Source organism: Lentzea sp. NPDC004789, assembly GCF_053601075.1.
Genome location: NZ_JBSGBE010000020.1, coordinates 19,880 through 37,137 on the forward strand (window position 1 = coordinate 19,880; position 17,258 = coordinate 37,137).

Genomic DNA, 17,258 nt, shown 5'->3' on the forward strand with positions numbered 1-17,258 from the left:
CTGTAGCACTTTTTCGGGGTTTGAGCTACAGTTGGGCCATGCAGCTCAGAGCCATCGGCCAGCGTGAGCTCCGCAACGACAACGCGGAGATCATGCGGCGTGTCGAGGCGGGTGAGGGCTTCGTCGTCACCCGCAACAACAAACCGGTCGCGCAGCTCCTGCCGTACCGGGAGGAGGCCGTGTCCCGGCCGCCGCTGGGCGACGTCCAGGTGCTGTTCGGCACCCTGCCGCCGGTCGACGCCGAACGCTGGGAGGCCGACCGGAAGGCCGCCGACGAGGTCTTCGGTGCGGACGACCCGGTGGACGACCCGTGGCAGACCTGAGCCGCTGCCTGCTCGACACCTGCGTGCTGATCAGGCTGGAGCGGGCGAACCTGGGGGAGTACGTCAACGCGCAGCCGTTCCTCAGCGCGGTCACCATCGCGGAGCTCGCGTTCGGCCTGGACATCGACGACCCCGTCGAGCGCTTCGCGCGGTCCGAGCGCTACTACGCGGCGGTGCACACGTTCGAGGTGCTGCCGTTCGGGCTGGAGGAGGCCAAGATCTACGGGCAGATGGCCTCGCTGGTGCGGCGCGCGGGCCGCAGCCCCCGGCCGCGGCGGATGGACCTGCAGATCGCGGCCACCGCGTCCGTCGCGGGCATGCCGGTGCTGACGATGAACGTCAAGGACTTCAAGGACGTCGAACGGCTCGTCGAGGTCGTGCCGATCAAGCAGGTCTGACGCGAGTGCGGCTCGTTGGGGTGAAACGCCTTTGATGGCAAGCGTTCGCCTCTACGCTGCGTGAGGTGATCACTTCAGCGTTCACCTGCACGTGTTGCGGCGAGAAGCACGACGGTCTGCCCTTCGCGTACACGATGGCCGCGCCGGCCTACTGGTCGCCGCAGCTCGCCGAGATCCCGGGCAACGTGCTCGGCGACGAGTACTGCCTGATCGACGATGAGCACCACTTCGTGCGCGGCCGGATCGTGCTGCCGGTGCACGACGCCGACGAGGACTTCGAATGGGGCGTGTGGGTGTCGCTGTCGAAGGCGAACTTCATCCGCATGGGCGACGTCTTCGATGATCCGGGCCGCGTGAACGAGCCGCCGTACTTCGGATGGCTGTCGACAGTGCTGCCCGGTTACGAGCCGACGACGCTCAACCTCAAGACCAACCTGCACACCCAGCCGCTCGGCACCCGGCCGCTGATCGAACTCGAACCGACCGGTCATCCGCTCGCGGTGGAGCAGCGCGAGGGCATCACCCGCGCACGCGTCCAGGAGTTCGCCGAGATCGCGTTGCACCAGTGAGCAACTGATATATCGGTTCCACACCGCTCTGACCTGGACCCTAGCAATGAGACTTTGGACTTCGTCCGCAAAAGACTCATTGCAAAGGTCGGCGGGGCAACTGATATATCGGTTGGGTCAGGCGTTGCGGGCAGATCGGCGAGGTCGCCTGGTCGGGACGAACTGATCTGATCGAAACATCCCGAGTGCTAATGATCCCGCGAACTTCGCCGATACGGGACACATGACTCTCACGGAGATCGCGGCCTGGTGCACGGCAGACCGCGTGCGGGCCGCGCTCGAACGCCATCTCGAAGGCGCGCTGGTGGAGGTCCCGGAGGACGACGACTCCCCGCGCCGGGCGTTCAGCGAGGCGTTGCGGCGGTCGTTGATGCTGCGCCAGAAGCACCCGTTCGACGTCGTCGCCCTCGGCCTGCCCGACCTGCTGCGCTACCGGGACCTGGTGGCCGGGTCCGAGGTGACGCTGCGTGCGACGAACATCGAGGCCTACTTCGTCCGCCAGGACGGCAGCGCGGAGCAGTACCGGTCCGAGACCGAGGAGTGACGCGTCCGGTTCCGCGGAACCGGACGCGTTCGCGTCGGACTAGAGGAACTCGCCGTCGGTGCGGATCTGCAGCTTGACGGTGGTGTTGGTCGTGCCGTTGTTCGTGGCGCACGCGCTGTAGTAGCCGGGGCCGAGGAACGTGCCGTTGGACGTGCGCAGCTCGGCCGCCCAGTAGTTCACGAGGGCCGGTGAGCCGGTGCCGGGCGCGGTGACGCCGTTGTACTGGAGCTTGAACTTGGCCCCCTGAGCGGTCGCCGAGCCGTCGCCTCTGACCTGGTACGAGGCGTACTGGCTGATGCACCACTGCTGGCCGGGCGCGAGGGTCCTGGTGGCCGCGGGGCCCGCGGAGGCGGTGCCGGCGAGGGCGGCGAGAGCGACGGCGGCGGTGCCGGTGGCGACGGCGAGCCTGGTGATCATCGGGTGCTCCTTCTGCGGTGCTGGCTGATGTGCAGAAGGTAGGAGCGGGAAGTGGTCAGTCGGCAGACCGTTCCGCGTCCACTTCGCGTCCACTTTCCTGCCACAGGATCTCGGTGATCCGCGCCAGTCCAGCGGCCAGATGACGCCGGTAGGTGGTCATCGGCAGGCCGAGCAGGTCGGCCGCGGCGGCCTGGGTCTCGGCGGGTCGCAGGTAGGTGTGGTGCAGCGCCCGGAACGCCCGGCGGTCGCGCGGCGAGGCCTCCATGACGCGCGCGGCCTGGGCGATGGCGTCCTTGGAGATCAACGAGTTGCGGTCCGGGCGGCTGTAGTCGCGCAACGCCCTGCGCACCTCGCCGGCGAACTCGGCGAACGACGGCGTGCGTGGTGGCGGGGTCACCTCGGTGGCGGTCTCGCGGTCGGCGAGCAGGGCCATCCACGTCATCGGCGGCACGGCGCGCCAGTCGTGCCCGAACACGCCGAACTGTTTGCCGTCGCGCTCGAAGTCGCGGTCCGGCAGGCGGTGGAAGTCGGTGTAGCGGAAGGCCTCCGTCCAGAAGCCGGGGTTCTGGCAGGTGACGTTGACCTGGCCGAGACCGGGCGTGGTGAGATAGCGGCGCACCAGGTGCAGCGTGATGAACATCTGCACCGGCGAGACGTCCTGGTAGGTGTCCAGCGCCAGCCAGTGCCGCACCTCCAGCGCGCCGTCGACGGTCGGCGCGACGATGAGCCCGGCCGGGCCGGAGTCGCGGATCACCGTCACGCAGTCGGGTTGCGCGGCGAACCACGAGGAGGCTTCCTCCGCGGCGCGCGGCCCCTCGTGGGACGCGATGGCCTGCCGGAGCGTCTCCCACTCCTGCGGTGTCGTGCGGCTGACGGTGAAGTCGTCGGCGGTCGCGTTGACGTGCCGGAGGTACGGGCCGAGCAACGGGCTGTCGCGGTGCAGGAACGCGAAGTCGAGCAGAAGTTCCTGCTGCACCGGGAACTGCTGCTGGTAGTGCGCGCGAGCCCGTTGGTGCAGCAACGAATACGCGTCGGGGTGGCGCCAACGCAGTTCCGCGGCAAGGGTTTCCCGGACGAAGTCGTGCAGCACCAGCCCGCGCGGCGAGTAGTCCATGATGGACAGATCGCGCAACCAGTCGAAGATCTCCCGCACGTCCGGCGTGTCCAGCAGCGCGGCGAGCAGCGGTTCGGTGACGACCAGGACCTGCGAGCACGCCTCCAGCGCGGTCAGGTGCGCGGGCGTCGGCACGCTGCCGATCAGGCTGCGCAGCAACGTGTTCAGCACCTCGGGCGCCGAGGTCGGCGTCGGCACCGCGCCGACGTCCGCCAGGAGTGCGAGCGCCAGCGGATGGCCGTGCGTGAACGCCAGCGCCGGCTCGTGCTGTTCCGACGGCACACCGCGCAGCCGGAGGAACTCCCGCGCGGTCTCGCGGTCGAGATTGGTCAGCCGGACCGTCGACAACACGCTGCGCCAGCCGGGATCCGTGCGGAACGCGACCGACGGCGGTTCCCGTCCCGCGATGGCGACCACGACGTCGTCGCCGAGTCCGGGAAGGAGCTCCTCGCGCAACCAGACGTCCGCGGCCTCGGCGTTGTCGACCAGCACGGCGGCGTGGCTGACCGAAGTGGTCCGCTGCTCGCGCGCGTCCAGCCAGACGGTCTGCCGCCCGGCCTCCTCGGCGAGCCAGCCGAACTGGCGCAGCAGCGTCGACTTCCCCGTGCCGCCGGGGCCGTGGACGAAGAGGACCAGCTCGGCGGCGTCCGGCGCGAGGAGCCGGCGGAACCGGTCCAGCTCGCTCTCCCGGCCGACGAACGCCCGCCGCCGGGCAGCACTGATCCGTTCCGAAAGCCGCGCCACACCGACAACGTCGGCACCGCACAGGCCTCCGTTACGAGCGAAGGCCCGGCTCCACCGGGAACCGGGCCTTCGTCGTCGAGCGGAACTACGCGGGAACGGACGCCACACCCGGCGCCAGGAACCGCTTGCCCGTGACCTTCTCCGAGATGCCGGCGCGGTCCAGGTACGGCGTGATGCCGCCCAGCCAGAACGGCCACCCGGCGCCGAGGATCATGCACAGGTCGATGTCCTGCGCCTCCGCGACCACGCCCTCGTCGAGCATGATCCGGATCTCCTCGGCCAACGCCTCCAGCGCGCGGTTCTTCACCTCGTCACCGGTGAGCGGGGCGTCGCCGAACTCCCACAGCGCCAGGACCTCGGGGTCGACGGTCTGGTTGCCGGACGCGTCCCACTGCCAGACGGCGCCCTTGCCCGCGGCGACGAACTTCTTCATGTTCTCCGACACCGAGAAGCGGTCGGGGAACGCGCCGTGCATCGTCTCCGACACGTGCAGCGCGACGGCGGAACCGACCAGCTGCAGCAGGATCATCGGCGACATCGGCAGGCCGAGCGGCTCGGTGGCCTTGTCGGCGACCTCGAAGGAGGTGCCCTCGTCGACCGACTTGATGACCTCGCCCATGAAGCGGGTCAGCAGGCGGTTCACGACGAACGCGGGCGCGTCCTTCACGAGCACCGACGACTTCTTGAGCTGCTTGCCGACCGCGAACGCCGTCGCCAGCGTGGCGTCGTCGGTCTGTTCGGCGCGCACGATCTCCAGCAGCGGCATGACCGCGACCGGGTTGAAGAAGTGGAAGCCCACGACCCGCTCGGGGTGCTTGAGCTTCGACGCCATGTCCGTGATGGACAGCGACGAGGTGTTCGTGGCGAGAATGGCCTCGGGGGAGACGTGCTCCTCGACCTCGGCGAACACCTGCTGCTTCACGGCGAGGTCCTCGAACACGGCCTCGATCACGAAGTCGGCGTCGGCGAACGCGGCCTTGTCCAGCGAACCGGACACGAGGGCCTTCAGGCGGTTGGCCTCGTCCGGCGAGACGCGCTTCTTGCCGGCCAGCTTGTCGATCTCGCTGTGGACGTAGCCGACGCCCTTGTCCACGCGCGCCTGGTCGATGTCGGTCAGCACGACCGGCACGTGCAGGCGGCGGATGAACAGCAGCGCCATCTGCGAGGCCATCAGACCGGCGCCGACGACGCCGACCTTGGTCACCTTGCGCGCCAGCGACTTGTCCGGCGCGCCGGCAGGCCGCTTCGCGCGCTTCTGCACCAGGTTGAACGAGTACAGACCGGCACGCAGCTCGTCGCTCATGACGAGGTCCGCGAGGCCCTCGGTCTCGGCGGCGTAGCCCTTGTCGAGGTCGTTCTCGCGCGCCAGCTCCAGCAGCTCCAGCGCCTTCAACGCACCCGGCGCCGCACCCTTGGTCTTGCCGTGCACGATCGCCTTGGCGCGCGCGACGGCGGCGTCCCACGCCTCGCCGCGGTCGATCTCCTTGCGCGGCACGGTGATCTCGCCGCGCACCACACCGGACAGCCACAGCAGCGACTGCTCCAGGTAGTCCGCGGAGTCGAACAGCACGTCCGCGATGCCCAGCGCCAGCGCTTCCTTCGGCTTGAGCATCTTGTTCTGGTTCAACGCGTTCTCGAAGATCACCGTCACGGCGTCGTTGGCGCCGATCAGGTTCGGCAGCAGCTGCGTGCCGCCCCAGCCCGGGAACAGGCCCAGGAACACCTCGGGCAGTGCGATCGCGGCCGCGTTCGACGCCAGTGTGCGGTAGTGGCACGACAGCGCGAGCTCAAGACCGCCACCCATGACCGCGCCGTTGACGAAGGCGAAGGTCGGGATGTCGGAGTCGGTGAACTTCTTGAAGACGTCGTGGCCCAGCTTGCCGATCGCGACGCCCTGCGAGCGGTCGGAAGCCTGCTCGACCGCGGACAGGTCCGCGCCGACGGCGAAGATGAACGGCTTGCCGGTCACCGCGATCGCGGCGGGCTGGGCCGCGTAGGCCTCGTCGAACGCCGCACCCAGCGACACCAGCGACTGCGGGCCGAACGTCGACGGGCGGGTGTGGTCCAGGCCGTTGTCGATCGTGATGAACGCGACCGGCTTGTCCAGGCCGGGCACGGAGATCAGACGCGTCTTGGCGTGGGTGACGACCTCGTCGGGGAAGATCGCCTTTGCTTCCTCAGCGGTGATGGTCACTTGTCGCCACTCCAGTTCGGGTTCTCCCAGATAACGGTGCCGCCCATGCCGATGCCGATGCACATGGTGGTGAGGCCGTAACGGACGTCCGGCCGCTCGGCGAACTGACGCGACAGCTGCGTCATCAGGCGAACGCCCGACGAAGCCAGCGGGTGGCCCGTGGCGATCGCGCCGCCCCACATGTTCACGCGGGGGTCGTCGTCGGCGATGCCGAAGTGGTCGAGGAACGCGAGCACCTGGACGGCGAACGCCTCGTTGACCTCGAACAGGCCGATGTCCTCGATGGACAGACCGGCGCGCTCCAGCGCCTTCTCGGTGGCCGGGACCGGGCCGATGCCCATGACCTCGGGCTCGACACCCAGGAACGAGTAGCCGACCATCCGCATGCCGATCGGCAGGCCGAGCTCGCGCGCGGTCTCCTCCTCGGCGAGGATGCAGCCGGTCGCGCCGTCGTTCAGACCGGCCGCGTTGCCCGCGGTGATCCGGCCGTGCGGGCGGAACGGCGTCTTGAGCTTGGCCAGGTCCTCGACCGTGGTGCCGGGACGCGGCGGCTCGTCGGCGGTGGCGAGGCCCCAGCCGTTCTCGGCGGAGCGGGTCGCGACGGGCACGAGCTCCGGGCCGATCTTGCCGTTCTTCAGCGCGTCCGCGTACTTGGCCTGCGAGGCGGCCGCGTAGGCGTCCGTGCGCTCCTTGGTGATGTGCGGGAACCGGTCGTGCAGGTTCTCCGCGGTCTGGCCCATGACCAGCGCGCTGGTGTCGACGATCTTGTCCGACAGGAAGCGCGGGTTCGGGTCGACGCCCTCGCCCATCGGGTGACGGCCCATGTGCTCGACACCGCCTGCGATGGCGATGTCGTACGCGCCGAACGCGATACCGCTCGCGGCCGTGGTCACGGCGGTCATCGCGCCCGCGCACATGCGGTCGATCGAGTAGCCGGGCACCGACTTCGGCAGGCCCGCCAGCAGAGCGGCGGTGCGGCCGAGCGTCAGACCCTGGTCGCCGATCTGCGTGGTCGCCGCGATGGCGACCTCGTCGACGCGCTCGGGCGGCAGCTCGGGGTGCCTGCGCAGCAGCTCACGGATGACCTTCACGATGAGGTCGTCGGCACGGGTCTCGGCGAAAATCCCCTTGGGGCCGGCCTTGCCGAACGGCGTGCGGACGCCGTCGACGAAGACCACGTTCCGAACGCGTGCCGGCGCTGCTGGTGCGGCCACGGCGTCTCCTCCACTTGTGGTGACAACTCTGTCCACCGGGCAGGGGGTGCGCGACATCCCTACCGGTCGGTAACGCCAACTCTAACCCTAGTTACTGGTGAGTAACCACTGCGGCGCCCCTGTTGGTTGCGTCACACACCTTGCGCACGATCAGGAACAGCGGCAACCCGACGGGGGCCAGCAGGATCGTGATCACCAGAACAGGTGCCATGACCAGCGGGTGGACGTTCAGGCGGCGGCCTTCGAGGTACATCCAGCGTCCGACGAACAGGTCCCACGCGATCATGTGCGCCCACACCAGCGCGGCACCCGTGTCGGTGCTCATGAACTTGGCCAGCGCGGGCAGCTCGGGCCGTGTGACCAGCGGCAACAGTTCCGGCAGCACCGGGATCATCAGCACCACGTAGATCGCGACCACCGGCAGGACGATCAGGTGGGACTCGGCGATCCTGTGCGTCCACGACCACTTCGGTGCGAAGATCATGAGCGTCCAGAACGGCGCGGCCAGCAGGAACGTCAGGCTGAACAGGGTGGCGGTCATGCGGTCACGAGCTCCTTGTCGGTGTTCTGCTGCGGCTGCCGTGCCCACGCCACGCCCAGCGCGGTGGCGGCGACGATGACGGCGGCGGTGATGAGGGTGAGTGCGTCGGGCTTGATGAGCGGCTGCCCGCGCAACGCCTGCCAGGTGACGAGCACGGTCAGGCCGAGGTAGCCGCCGCTGAGCGCCCACGCCAGGCGCGCGTTCGCCCACCGGCCGGCGAAGAAGATCAGCAGCGGCAGGATCTGCACCGCGTGCATGCCGACGAAGTGCCCGATCCGCAGGTCGCCGTGGACGGTGCTCCAGCCGGTGAACGGCATGTACTGCCCGCCGTCGGGTCCGCCGATCGAGTGGCTGCCGATCACGCCGCCCTCCCGCGACTGGCCGGCCCGCGGCTGCGTCATGAGGAAGCCGACGCTCATGCCGACGAGCGCGATGAGCAGGCTGAGCCGGATCGCCCAGCTCTGCGCGGGGTTGTCGAACCTCTTGCGGAACAACAGGATCGCGATGACCAGACTGGTGCCGAACAGGACCATCGCCAGCAGGCCCATGGCCCCGAACAACGCTCCGTCCAGCGGTGTCTCGAAGTTGAAGTGGCTGCGCTTCCCGCGGACGACCTGGGTGACGATGATCGTCATCTCGGCGACGCCGGCCCCCGTGAACACCGTGCCGAGCCACCACGCGATCTTGTGCAGGCGGCCTTCGAGCAGGCTGGTGAACCAGGCCAGGGAGGCGCTGTAGAGCGTGAACGACACCGCGAACTTGAACGGCTTGAACCAGATGGGCGAGTCGAGCAGCATCCGGTCGTCCAGCAGCATGCCGAGCGCGGCGATCGGGGTCAGCACGACCATGGACAACGTGAAGAGCATTAACGGCCGGTGCCAGTGGTACGCGGTCTTCAACATCTGAGCCCCCTGCTTGAAGATGTCACAGCGACGAATGGATAGCGGTGCTCTCCGCTATCGGAAAGGTACACTATCCATATGCGTGTTGGCGAGCTTTCGAAGAGAAGCGGCGTTCCGGTGCCGACGATCAAGTACTACCTGCGCGAGGGACTGCTGCCCGCCGGCGTGCTGACCAGCCCGAACCAGGCGCACTACGACGACGAGCACCTCCGCAGGCTCCGGCTGGTCCGGGTGCTGATCGACGTGGGAGGCCTGTCGATCGCGACCGTCCGGGACGTGCTCGGCGTCGTCGACAGCCGCAGTCCCTCCCTGCATGAGAAGCTCGGCGCGGTGCAGGAGGCGATCAGCCAGCCCGGCACGGTCGAACTCGACCCGCTCGCGGTGAAGGACGTGCAGGAGTTCTTCGCGCGCCACGGCGAGGACGAGTGCTACGACGTCACCAAGAACAACGTGACCCACATGCTCGCCTCGGCGATGTCGGCCGCCCGCTCGGTCGGCCACGACCACTTCCGCGAGCTGCTCGACCCGTACCTGGAGGGCCTGAAGATCATCGCGCGGGCGGACCTGGAGTACATCGCGAACCGCGGGTCCACCGACGCCGTCGTCGAGGCGATGGTCGTCGGCACGCTCATCGGCGATGCCGTCCTCAAGGCCGTCCGACGGCTCGCGCACGCCCAGGTGTCGCGCGACGTGATCGGCGGCGACCCGGCGGCCACAGCGCCTGGCGACTGATCCGCGACACCGTCTCGAACTGATATATCGGCTGACGCGTTAGCGCCGATGCCCGCTGACCTGGCCCTTAGCAATGACTCTTTGGACTTCGTCCGCAAACGATTCATTGCAAAGGCTCGTCCGGATGAGGGTGTGGAGTGCTCGATGGCCGGTAGGTCGGTAGCTGGTGTGCTCGGCGCCGCAACTTGGAAGTGAGGATGTGGTCGGCCTTCGTTGGTGAGGTGCGCAGTGCGGTCTGGCGGGTTGCGGCAGTGACCACCGCGCCGAGTTCGCGCAAACCTGACGACGACGTGATGATCTCTGCATCGGAAGCACTTCCGTTCGTCCTGACATCGTTGTCGGGGCGCGTCCGGAGGGTGTCAGTCCCGCTGAAACGGGCGTGCGTCCGACAGGTGTCGACCAACGGCAGAATTTTCAGAGCGTACGCGCGTGGACTGCAGCTTCGCGCGGAGACTCCGGCTGGTGACGCGGCAAACCTGCACTCCACTGCCTGCCGTTCTTTCGATCAGTGCATTGACACCGTGATGGCCTCGTCGTGGACGTTTGTCGCCGGTCGCCAACGCGTCGTTACAGTGGTTCGGTATTCCAAGTGATAGCTGTGATGGCGCGGATCGGTGCCAAGCAGGGCATGCCCTGAGCCGCCTCTGCTGGAATTCCGTCGTTCAGGCGTTTGATGAACGTTCAAGATCAATCATGAAGTGATCGGTTCGGGGGAAGTGCTCCATACCGCTGGGCGTCACACCGATACCGATTGGCGATTGGTGATGCGAGGAAGATCGTGGTAGCGCCCGGCGGCCGCTGCAACCGGCCTTGATGCCGGGCGCTACCACTTCCCGAGTCGTATCCGCTCCACGGACACACCTTCGGTCGTACTGCTGCCGTCACAGCGTGCGGCTTGGGCGGTACGCGTTCAACAGTGTATCGCCATCCCTGGATGTCTACGAACGTCCACGGTGGTGCTGAGCTGGGGTTATCGGCAGCTTGATACTTCGATCGTGCGTTACGTCCGTTCTGCTGCAGGTCTCGTCGCGATTGGCGTCGTGCGCGTTTGGGCGTCAATCCGTGGACGTTCGAGGATATCCACGGACGCTGCAGAACCAGATCAACATCCTGCAGCCAAGCCGCCGAACGAGTGTTTGTAGGGCGAACGGTTCATTTTCACCTTTGACGCGCCATAGGTGTAGAACTGTCCAACACGCGAGCCGGGGCAAGCCAGATGAAGGGGACTGCAAACCCTTCTCAGGTCCGGGTCGTGTCCGCTCCACGCCGATCAAAGATCAACACTTTCGTTCGAAGGGTACTTGCCGATGACCGAGCGCATGAAGCGTTCGCTGAAGGACCTGATCTGGCCATTGATGAGATTGCTCGTCTGGGCTCTCGCCATCATCGCGCTCCTCGTCGCGTTGCACCTGGGGCACGACCCCGTGGTCGCTATGGCGGTCGTGGGAGGGGCGGCCACGATCGCCTATCCGATTGCCAGGTGGGTCCAGAACGCCACGCCTGCGCAGGCTCCCGCTGACCCGGCTGGGCAGGCGGAGATCAGCTGATCATGACCACCGCGGAACGGAACCAACCGTCCGGGGTGGCGCCGCAATGCGAGCTGGCCGGAGTCCTTCGAGGACTCCGGCTGGCAAGCGGCTACACCCTCGACAAGTTCGCCATCGAGTCTGGCGTGTCAGTGCTTCAGCTGCAGTACATCGAGGCGGGCACGGCCATCCCTCAGCGCGGTCAGCTGCACGCCTACTTGGAACTCACCAGCGCAGAGTCCCGGCCCAGGGCTCAAGCGCTGAAACTTTGGTCGATGGCGCATCAGGCGCACGACGAGCGCCGCAAATCCCGGCACAGCAAGTCCGCAGCAGAGTCAGCCACTGAGACCACTGTGGTGATGTCCCGCAGCGAGCTCCCGGCCTTCAAACCGGTTACCGACGGAGACAACTGGCCCATGTCCATTCATCGGCAGGAAACCAGGCTCACGATCTCGAAGCCTTCGTGGCGCCGTGCTCCACAGGTCTCGAAGGCCGATCCCTCGATGTGGCCCCCTCACGAGCTGGCCGACACTCCGGAGAAGTTCACGCAGAGTCTCGAGGCGATCAAGAAGAGCACAGGCCTGTCCTACAAGGCGCTGGCGCAGGCAACGTCCGACACGCACTACCCGTTGGCCACCAGCACCGTGCACGGCATGTGCACGAAGCCCAAGCTGCCCGCCAATGTTGATTCCGTTCGCTGCTTCATCCTCATCTGCGGCGGCGACGAGAAGGTGCAACTGGGGTGGGCCGCAGCTTGGCAGCGGCTACGCCAGGCATCCGCTTCTGGCCCCACCGTGTCCCATGCCGTTGTGGATCCGGATCTGGCCGATGACGCCGAAGCCGCGCGGCAAGAACTGATCGCTGCCAACGACGTCGGCGACGACGTCGCCGTTTCAGAAGCCGATGAGGGTGAGCGGAGGGTGGAGGAAGCGGAACCGGCCGCTCGCGACCTAGCTGTGGCGGTGCTCAAGACGGCACCTGCGAAGGTGTGGCAGCTGCCCGAGGAAATTGCGGCCACGCAGGAGGTTCTGGCTGGACCGTCATCTGGTGGGGAAGCGGATGCGCAAGTCACGATGGAGGTCGAGGTTCCTCGTATGCGAGCCTCAATCGTTCTGCTTGCGTTTTTCGTCGGCCTTGCCATCGGAATGCCAGCCGGAGCCTTGCTCCTCCACGTGCTGAGGTGAGTCAGCCCTGCTGACGAGCGGCAACCAGGTGGTTTGCCCAACGCTCTCCTTTGCAATGAGTCTCGGATGCCTGGTGGTCAGAGGCTCATCGCAAAGGGCGTTGCCAGCGGACCTCGCCGTCTTGCCGGTGGGCGGTGGCGGTGAGCCCGGCGGAAGCGGCGACGGCGGCGGACGCGTGGTGGTCGGGGTGGACGTGGGCGACCACGGTGTCCGCCGGCTGGGTGGCGAGCCAGCCGACGAGGCCTCGTGCCGCCTCGCTCGCGATGCCGCGGCCCTGCCAGGGCGTGCCGACCACCCAGGCGATCTCCGCGGTCCGGCCGGCGACGGTCGCCTGGACGGTGCCGACGAGGCGGCCTTCGGCCCGCAGCGAGATCACCCAGTTGAGCCACTGTTCGGCCGGGTCGCCGGAGCCCGCGACCAACCGCTCGTACCGGGCGAGGAGGGCTTCGGGGGAGTGCGGGGTGCCGCCGATGAACGTGTGCAGGGCCGGGTCCGCGAGCACCTCGGCCATCTCCGCGGCGTGCTCGACGCGCAGCGGCAGCAGGTCCAGCCGTTCGGTGCTGATCAACGCGAACCGCCCCTTGCAATGGGTCTTTTGCGGACGAAGTCCAAAGTCTCATTGCTAAGGGGCAGGTCAGCAAGCGTGTGGAACTGATATATCGGTTGCTCTCAGGCGGTCGTGAGTGCTCGTGGTGGCGTGTTGGCCTGGCGCAGTGTCGCGGTGAGGACCTCGTCGAGCGGTGTGGCCGTCAAGCCGAAGGTCTGCTCGATGCGGGAGGCGTCCACGACGAACGGGCGGTGCGACATGTGGTGGGTCTCCCAGAGCTCGTCCCACAGCGGGGCGGTCGCGCCGAGCAGTGCCAGTTCCCGGTCGGTCATTTCGGCGAGCCGGGGTGGTGGCGCGTCGGCCAGTTCGGCCAGGCGGGTTGCCACGGTGCGGACGGAGGCGACGACGACGGGTGCGTGCCAGGGCTGGCCGAGGGCGCGTTCGTCGCGGGCGACGGTGTGCAGGGCGCGGGCGGCGTCGCCGACGGAGGTGTACGAGTGCGGGGTGTCCAGGGCGGCGGGTACGACGGCGAGGTGTCCGGCCAGGACCCTGGGCAGCACCAGCGCGGTGAAGGTCGAGAAGGCGCCGGGGCCGATGAACTGGCCGGCGCGCACCTCGGTGACGCGCACCCGGCCCGCGTCGTGCGCGGCCTTGGCCTCCAGCCACATGCGGGCGCGGACCAGTCCCTTGGGGCCCGTCGCGGCCAGCGGGAGGTCTTCGGTGAGCGGGCCGTCGACCGGTCCGTAGCCGTACAGGTTGCCGAGCATCACGTAGGTGGCGCCGGTGCGTTCCGCGGCGGACAGGATCGCGCCGAACAGGGGCGGAACGGTCTGCGGCCAGGTGTGGTAGGCGGGCATGGCGCAGTTGATGATCGTGGTCGCTCCAGCGGCGACCTCGGCCAGAGCGGTCGCGTCGCCCGCGTCGAGCGCGATTCGGGTGACGCGGGGGAGGTCCGGGCCGCCGCCGGTGCGGCTGACCACCTTGACCTCGTCGCCCGACTCGGCGAGCAGGAGCGCGGTGGCGTGGGCGGTGGCACCACGGCCGATGATCACGTGGACGGACATGATCCTCTTTTCGGGGAACATCGGGTTGCGCGGATTCGCTTGATCCACTGTGGTGCGCGCGTGCGGTTCGCGGCACCGGCCCGGTTGCCACTTTCCCGGAGGTTCTGGCCATGCATCGGATCGTCTTCGTCGTGGTCGCGCCGGTGTACTCGTTCGACCTCGCCATCGCGCGGATGGTCCTCGACGCCACCGGCTCGTACGAGATCACCGTGTGCACGGCGGACACCGGACGGGTCGAGGCGGTCGGCGGTCCGGACGTGTTCGTCGACCGCGATCTGGCGGCCGTGCAGGGAGCCGACACGTGCGTCGTCATCGGCGGTGGAGGCCGCACGGACATCGATCCCCGGATCCTCGACGCCGTCCGGGCCGCGGCGGACGGCGGTGCCCGCATGGCCGCGATCTGCACCGGCACGTTCGTGCTCGCGCAGGCCGGTGTCCTGGACGGGCGCCGCGCCACGACGCACTGGGGGCTGACCGACGAGCTCGCCCGACGTCATCCGCGGGTGACGGTCGTGCCCGACGTGCTGTACGTCGCCGACGGTCCCGTGCTCACGTCGGCAGGTGCGGCCGCCTGCATCGAGCTGTGCCTGCACATGGTCCGCACCGACCACGGTGCCGCCGCGGCGGCCAGTGCCGGGCGGATGGCGCTCGTCGCCGCGCCACGTCCTGGCGACCACGCGCAGGTGGTCGACACGCCGTTGCCCGCCGTCGAGGACTTCTCACTCGCAGCCACCCGCGAGTGGGCGTTGCGCCGGCTCGACGAGCCGCTCACCCTCGCGGACCTCGCCACGCACGCCCGCGTGAGCGTGCGAACCCTGACCCGCCGGTTCCACGCCGAGACGGGCACGAGCCCGTTGCAATGGCTGTTGCACCGGCGCGTCGACCGCGCCCGTCAGCTGCTGGAGACCAGCACGCTGCCCGTCGACCTGGTCGCTCACCACAGCGGGCTGGGCAGTGCCGACTCGCTGCGGCAGCACATGGTCCGCCGCACCGGGCTGACTCCGACCGCCTACCGCGCGTCCCACCGCCGGCCCTTGCAATGAGTCTTTTGCGGACGAAGTCCAAAGACTCATTGCAAGGGGGACGTCAGCGGGTGTCGCGGTAACTGATATATCGGATATCGGCGGTCAGGACGGCGGAGCCGTCGCGGTCAGCGCCTTGGCCAGGGCTTCGAGGGTGAGCTCGATCTGCCACGACCGGGCCCCGCCTTCGCGCAGCACGGTGGCCACGGACTCGGGCGACAGGTCGGCGGGCGGCTGCCAGCAGGTGCGGCGCACCAGGTCGGGCAGCAGGAGGTTCTCCACCGGCAGGGTGTTGGCCTCGGCGATGCCCGCCAGCGCCGTGCGGGCCGCGGCCAGGCGGGCGGCGGCGTCCGGGTCCTTGTCCGCCCAGCGGTTGGGCGGGGGTGGGCCGTCGTGCTGGCCAGCGGGTTCGGGGAGCTCCGACTTGGGCAGGGCGGCTGCCTTGCGCAGAGCGTTCATCCAGACGCCGGACATGCGGCGCTGGGCCCGTCCGCGGAAGACCGGAAGCGCGAGCAGCTCGGCTTCCGAAGCGGGGTTGCGGGCGGCTGCCTCCATCAGGGCGGAGTCCGGGAGGACTCGGCCGGGGGCGATGTCGCGTTCGCGGGCCACGGCGTCGCGGGCTTCCCACAGCGAACGCACCAGGGCCAGTTGACGCTGGTTGCGCACGCGGTGGATACCCGACGTGCGCCGCCAGGGGTCGGTACGGGGGCGCGGCAAAGGCGCCGTCCGTACCGCCTCGAACTCCTCGAGCGCCCAGGCGAGCTTGCCCTGGCGCTCCAGCTCGGCTTCGAGAACGTCGCGCAGCTGCACGAGCAGCTCCACGTCCAGAGCGGCATACGTCAGCCAGTCGGCAGGAAGGGGGCGGCGCGACCAGTCGGCCGCGCCGTGCCCCTTCTCCAGCCGATAGCCGAGCAGTCGCTCGACCAGCGTGCCCAATGCCACGCGTTCGAACCCAGCCAGCCTGCCCGCCAGCTCGGTGTCGAACAGCGCGCCGGGTCGCAGCCCGAGTTCGGCGAGGCACGGCAGGTCCTGAGACGCTGCGTGCAACACCCACTCGGTGCCGTCCAGCGCCTGCACCAGCGGGTCCAGCCGACCGCCTAGAGCGATCGGGTCGACCAACCAGGTGCCAGCGCCCTCCCGGCGCAGTTGCACCAGATAGGCACGCTGTGAGTAGCGGTAGCCCGAGGCTCGCTCGGTGTCCACCGCGACCGGGCCCTTCGCCCCGGCGAGCGCGTCAGCGGCTCGCCGGAGCGCAGCAGGATCGGCGACCACGGGCGGGACCCCATCAGCAGGTTCCGTCAGCGGTACCGGATCTGGTCCGGTTGGTGCGGTTGGCTCGTCGGCGGGTACATCCACAGCGGATGACCCTACGACGATCGCACCACTCACAGGTGTTCTCGGCCGGTTCAGTGCTTCAAACCGGTATCTAGCGGATCACGCCGGCACGCATGGCCAGCGCGACCATCTGAGCGCGATCCCCGGTGCCCAGCTTCCGGCCGATCCGCGACAGGTGAGACTTCACCGTGAGCGCGGACAGGCTCAGAGCCTCGCCGATCTCCTTGTTGCTCTGGCCATCGGCGACCAGCTGGAGCACCTCGACCTCACGCGCGGAGAGTTCCCGCGGCGTGTTGTCGGTGCCCGGCACCCGAGTACCCGCTGCGAGTACTGGTGCCACGCTCGGATCTGCGTAAACGCCGCCATCGAGAACCCGGCGCACCCCGTCGGTGACCACCATCGGAGAGGCGGACTTCAGGAGGTACGCCTGGGCGCCCGCCTGGAAGGCCGACCTGACCGCGTAGGGGTCGTCGGAGGATGCGAGGACCACGATGCGGGGCCAGCCCTGGGCACGGAGCTCCGTGACCAGGTCGATGCCGGTGCCATCCGGCAGGCCCAGATCGAGGATCGCGAGGTCGCACGGTCCGGTTGCAAGTGCCCGCGCCCGAGCCTCTGCCACCGATGCGGCCTCATGCACTGTCCCGGCCCCCATCTGGGTGAGCCGAGCTGATATCGCCTCCCTCAGCAGTGGGTGGTCGTCGACCACCAGCACTGAAAAAAGCTCCTCCCGCGGGTGCGGGACCATGTTCGCCGGCAACGAGCCGGCTGGCGTGGTACGAACGGCCTGACCTAAGCCGACGGCAGCCACGTCACTACCTCCCTGGAGTCGGTCGTGCCCCCCGACCGGCACCGGAGACTTTCGTCCAATCAGCCGCGCCACTGATCGAC

18 protein-coding genes are annotated in these 17,258 nt (G+C 68.5%); 8 read left to right on the top strand and 10 right to left on the bottom strand.

Annotation, left to right across the window (positions count from 1 at the left end):
- Positions 1 to 38: 38 nt before the first annotated feature.
- From ACWEIJ_RS35390 to ACWEIJ_RS35405, 4 genes are all read left to right on the top strand, one after another.
- Positions 39 to 323 (top strand): type II toxin-antitoxin system Phd/YefM family antitoxin, encoded by a 285-nt coding sequence (locus tag ACWEIJ_RS35390; RefSeq protein WP_449841607.1) that lies wholly within the window; start codon positions 39 to 41, stop codon positions 321 to 323.
- Entirely contained in the window at positions 311 to 721 is a 411-nt protein-coding gene (locus ACWEIJ_RS35395; RefSeq protein ID WP_449841608.1) for a PIN domain-containing protein, read from the top strand. The genes ACWEIJ_RS35390 and ACWEIJ_RS35395 overlap by 13 nt, the downstream gene beginning before the upstream one ends.
- Before the next feature lie 65 nt (positions 722 to 786).
- The gene (locus ACWEIJ_RS35400; protein WP_449841609.1) at positions 787 to 1,290 is read left to right on the top strand and encodes a DUF2199 domain-containing protein; all 504 of its coding nucleotides are present in this window, start codon (positions 787 to 789) and stop codon (positions 1,288 to 1,290) included.
- A gap of 223 nt (positions 1,291 to 1,513) precedes the next feature.
- Positions 1,514 to 1,834: a hypothetical protein gene (locus ACWEIJ_RS35405; RefSeq protein ID WP_449841610.1), complete on the top strand. Its 321-nt coding sequence runs from the start codon at positions 1,514 to 1,516 to the stop codon at positions 1,832 to 1,834.
- Between the two features lie 39 nt (positions 1,835 to 1,873).
- On the opposite strand, the gene ACWEIJ_RS35410 is transcribed toward ACWEIJ_RS35405, so the two are convergent.
- From ACWEIJ_RS35410 to ACWEIJ_RS35435, 6 genes are all read right to left on the bottom strand, one after another.
- A complete protein-coding gene (locus ACWEIJ_RS35410; RefSeq protein WP_449841611.1) occupies positions 1,874 to 2,251 on the bottom strand; it encodes a hypothetical protein in 378 nt (125 codons plus the stop codon).
- Positions 2,252 to 2,306: 55 nt separating this feature from the next.
- Complete coding sequence (locus ACWEIJ_RS35415) at positions 2,307 to 4,109, bottom strand: ATP-binding protein (RefSeq protein WP_449841612.1); 1,803 nt, start codon at positions 4,107 to 4,109, stop codon at positions 2,307 to 2,309.
- Between the two features lie 85 nt (positions 4,110 to 4,194).
- Positions 4,195 to 6,303 (bottom strand): 3-hydroxyacyl-CoA dehydrogenase NAD-binding domain-containing protein, encoded by a 2,109-nt coding sequence (locus ACWEIJ_RS35420; protein WP_449841613.1) that lies wholly within the window; start codon positions 6,301 to 6,303, stop codon positions 4,195 to 4,197.
- Positions 6,300 to 7,574 carry a thiolase family protein gene (locus ACWEIJ_RS35425; protein WP_449841614.1) on the bottom strand — a complete coding sequence of 425 codons (1,275 nt, stop codon included), beginning with the start codon at positions 7,572 to 7,574 and terminating at the stop codon, positions 6,300 to 6,302. Before ACWEIJ_RS35425 ends, ACWEIJ_RS35420 begins: the two co-directional genes overlap by 4 nt.
- 34 nt (positions 7,575 to 7,608) lie before the next feature.
- Entirely contained in the window at positions 7,609 to 8,058 is a 450-nt protein-coding gene (locus ACWEIJ_RS35430) for an ABA4-like family protein (protein ID WP_449841615.1), read from the bottom strand.
- Positions 8,055 to 8,960, bottom strand: coding sequence for a hypothetical protein (locus ACWEIJ_RS35435; RefSeq protein WP_449841616.1), 906 nt, complete (start codon positions 8,958 to 8,960; stop codon positions 8,055 to 8,057). Before ACWEIJ_RS35435 ends, ACWEIJ_RS35430 begins: the two co-directional genes overlap by 4 nt.
- Positions 8,961 to 9,038: 78 nt before the next feature.
- Between ACWEIJ_RS35435 and ACWEIJ_RS35440 the strand changes: the two genes are divergently transcribed.
- From ACWEIJ_RS35440 to ACWEIJ_RS35450, 3 genes are all read left to right on the top strand, one after another.
- Positions 9,039 to 9,692: a MerR family transcriptional regulator gene (locus ACWEIJ_RS35440; RefSeq protein ID WP_449841617.1), complete on the top strand. Its 654-nt coding sequence runs from the start codon at positions 9,039 to 9,041 to the stop codon at positions 9,690 to 9,692.
- Between the two features lie 1,307 nt (positions 9,693 to 10,999).
- Complete coding sequence (locus ACWEIJ_RS35445; RefSeq protein ID WP_449841618.1) at positions 11,000 to 11,239, top strand: hypothetical protein; 240 nt, start codon at positions 11,000 to 11,002, stop codon at positions 11,237 to 11,239.
- A gap of 2 nt (positions 11,240 to 11,241) precedes the next feature.
- Entirely contained in the window at positions 11,242 to 12,402 is a 1,161-nt protein-coding gene (locus tag ACWEIJ_RS35450) for a hypothetical protein (protein WP_449841619.1), read from the top strand.
- Positions 12,403 to 12,487: 85 nt separating this feature from the next.
- Here ACWEIJ_RS35450 and ACWEIJ_RS35455 read toward each other — a convergent pair whose 3' ends face one another.
- Positions 12,488 to 12,970 carry a GNAT family N-acetyltransferase gene (locus tag ACWEIJ_RS35455; protein WP_449841620.1) on the bottom strand — a complete coding sequence of 161 codons (483 nt, stop codon included), beginning with the start codon at positions 12,968 to 12,970 and terminating at the stop codon, positions 12,488 to 12,490.
- Between the two features lie 101 nt (positions 12,971 to 13,071).
- Positions 13,072 to 14,013 carry an NAD-dependent epimerase/dehydratase family protein gene (locus tag ACWEIJ_RS35460; RefSeq protein WP_449841621.1) on the bottom strand — a complete coding sequence of 314 codons (942 nt, stop codon included), beginning with the start codon at positions 14,011 to 14,013 and terminating at the stop codon, positions 13,072 to 13,074.
- Positions 14,014 to 14,123: 110 nt separating this feature from the next.
- Between ACWEIJ_RS35460 and ACWEIJ_RS35465 the strand changes: the two genes are divergently transcribed.
- Entirely contained in the window at positions 14,124 to 15,056 is a 933-nt protein-coding gene (locus tag ACWEIJ_RS35465; protein WP_449841622.1) for a GlxA family transcriptional regulator, read from the top strand.
- 84 nt (positions 15,057 to 15,140) lie between these two features.
- Here the strand turns inward: ACWEIJ_RS35465 and ACWEIJ_RS35470 are convergent, their stop codons facing one another.
- Together ACWEIJ_RS35470 and ACWEIJ_RS35475 are read right to left on the bottom strand one after the other, a co-directional pair.
- A complete protein-coding gene (locus tag ACWEIJ_RS35470; protein ID WP_449841623.1) occupies positions 15,141 to 16,391 on the bottom strand; it encodes an HRDC domain-containing protein in 1,251 nt (416 codons plus the stop codon).
- A gap of 70 nt (positions 16,392 to 16,461) precedes the next feature.
- Complete coding sequence (locus ACWEIJ_RS35475; protein ID WP_015099292.1) at positions 16,462 to 17,178, bottom strand: response regulator; 717 nt, start codon at positions 17,176 to 17,178, stop codon at positions 16,462 to 16,464.
- Positions 17,179 to 17,258 lie beyond the last annotated feature (80 nt).

What these genes read in the sequence shown, in the direction of transcription:
- ACWEIJ_RS35425 (WP_449841614.1), bottom strand. Translation starts at nt 7,574, where the DNA reads ATGTCGCGCACCCCCTGCCCGGTGGACAGAGTTGTCACCACAAGTGGA.
- ACWEIJ_RS35460 (WP_449841621.1), bottom strand. Translation starts at nt 14,013, where the DNA reads ATGTCCGTCCACGTGATCATCGGCCGTGGTGCCACCGCCCACGCCACC.
- ACWEIJ_RS35435 (WP_449841616.1), bottom strand. Translation starts at nt 8,960, where the DNA reads ATGTTGAAGACCGCGTACCACTGGCACCGGCCGTTAATGCTCTTCACG.
- ACWEIJ_RS35390 (WP_449841607.1), top strand. Translation starts at nt 39, where the DNA reads ATGCAGCTCAGAGCCATCGGCCAGCGTGAGCTCCGCAACGACAACGCG.
- ACWEIJ_RS35410 (WP_449841611.1), bottom strand. Translation starts at nt 2,251, where the DNA reads ATGATCACCAGGCTCGCCGTCGCCACCGGCACCGCCGCCGTCGCTCTC.
- ACWEIJ_RS35430 (WP_449841615.1), bottom strand. Translation starts at nt 8,058, where the DNA reads ATGACCGCCACCCTGTTCAGCCTGACGTTCCTGCTGGCCGCGCCGTTC.
- ACWEIJ_RS35405 (WP_449841610.1), top strand. Translation starts at nt 1,514, where the DNA reads ATGACTCTCACGGAGATCGCGGCCTGGTGCACGGCAGACCGCGTGCGG.
- ACWEIJ_RS35450 (WP_449841619.1), top strand. Translation starts at nt 11,242, where the DNA reads ATGACCACCGCGGAACGGAACCAACCGTCCGGGGTGGCGCCGCAATGC.
- ACWEIJ_RS35445 (WP_449841618.1), top strand. Translation starts at nt 11,000, where the DNA reads ATGACCGAGCGCATGAAGCGTTCGCTGAAGGACCTGATCTGGCCATTG.
- ACWEIJ_RS35440 (WP_449841617.1), top strand. Translation starts at nt 9,039, where the DNA reads ATGCGTGTTGGCGAGCTTTCGAAGAGAAGCGGCGTTCCGGTGCCGACG.
- ACWEIJ_RS35465 (WP_449841622.1), top strand. Translation starts at nt 14,124, where the DNA reads ATGCATCGGATCGTCTTCGTCGTGGTCGCGCCGGTGTACTCGTTCGAC.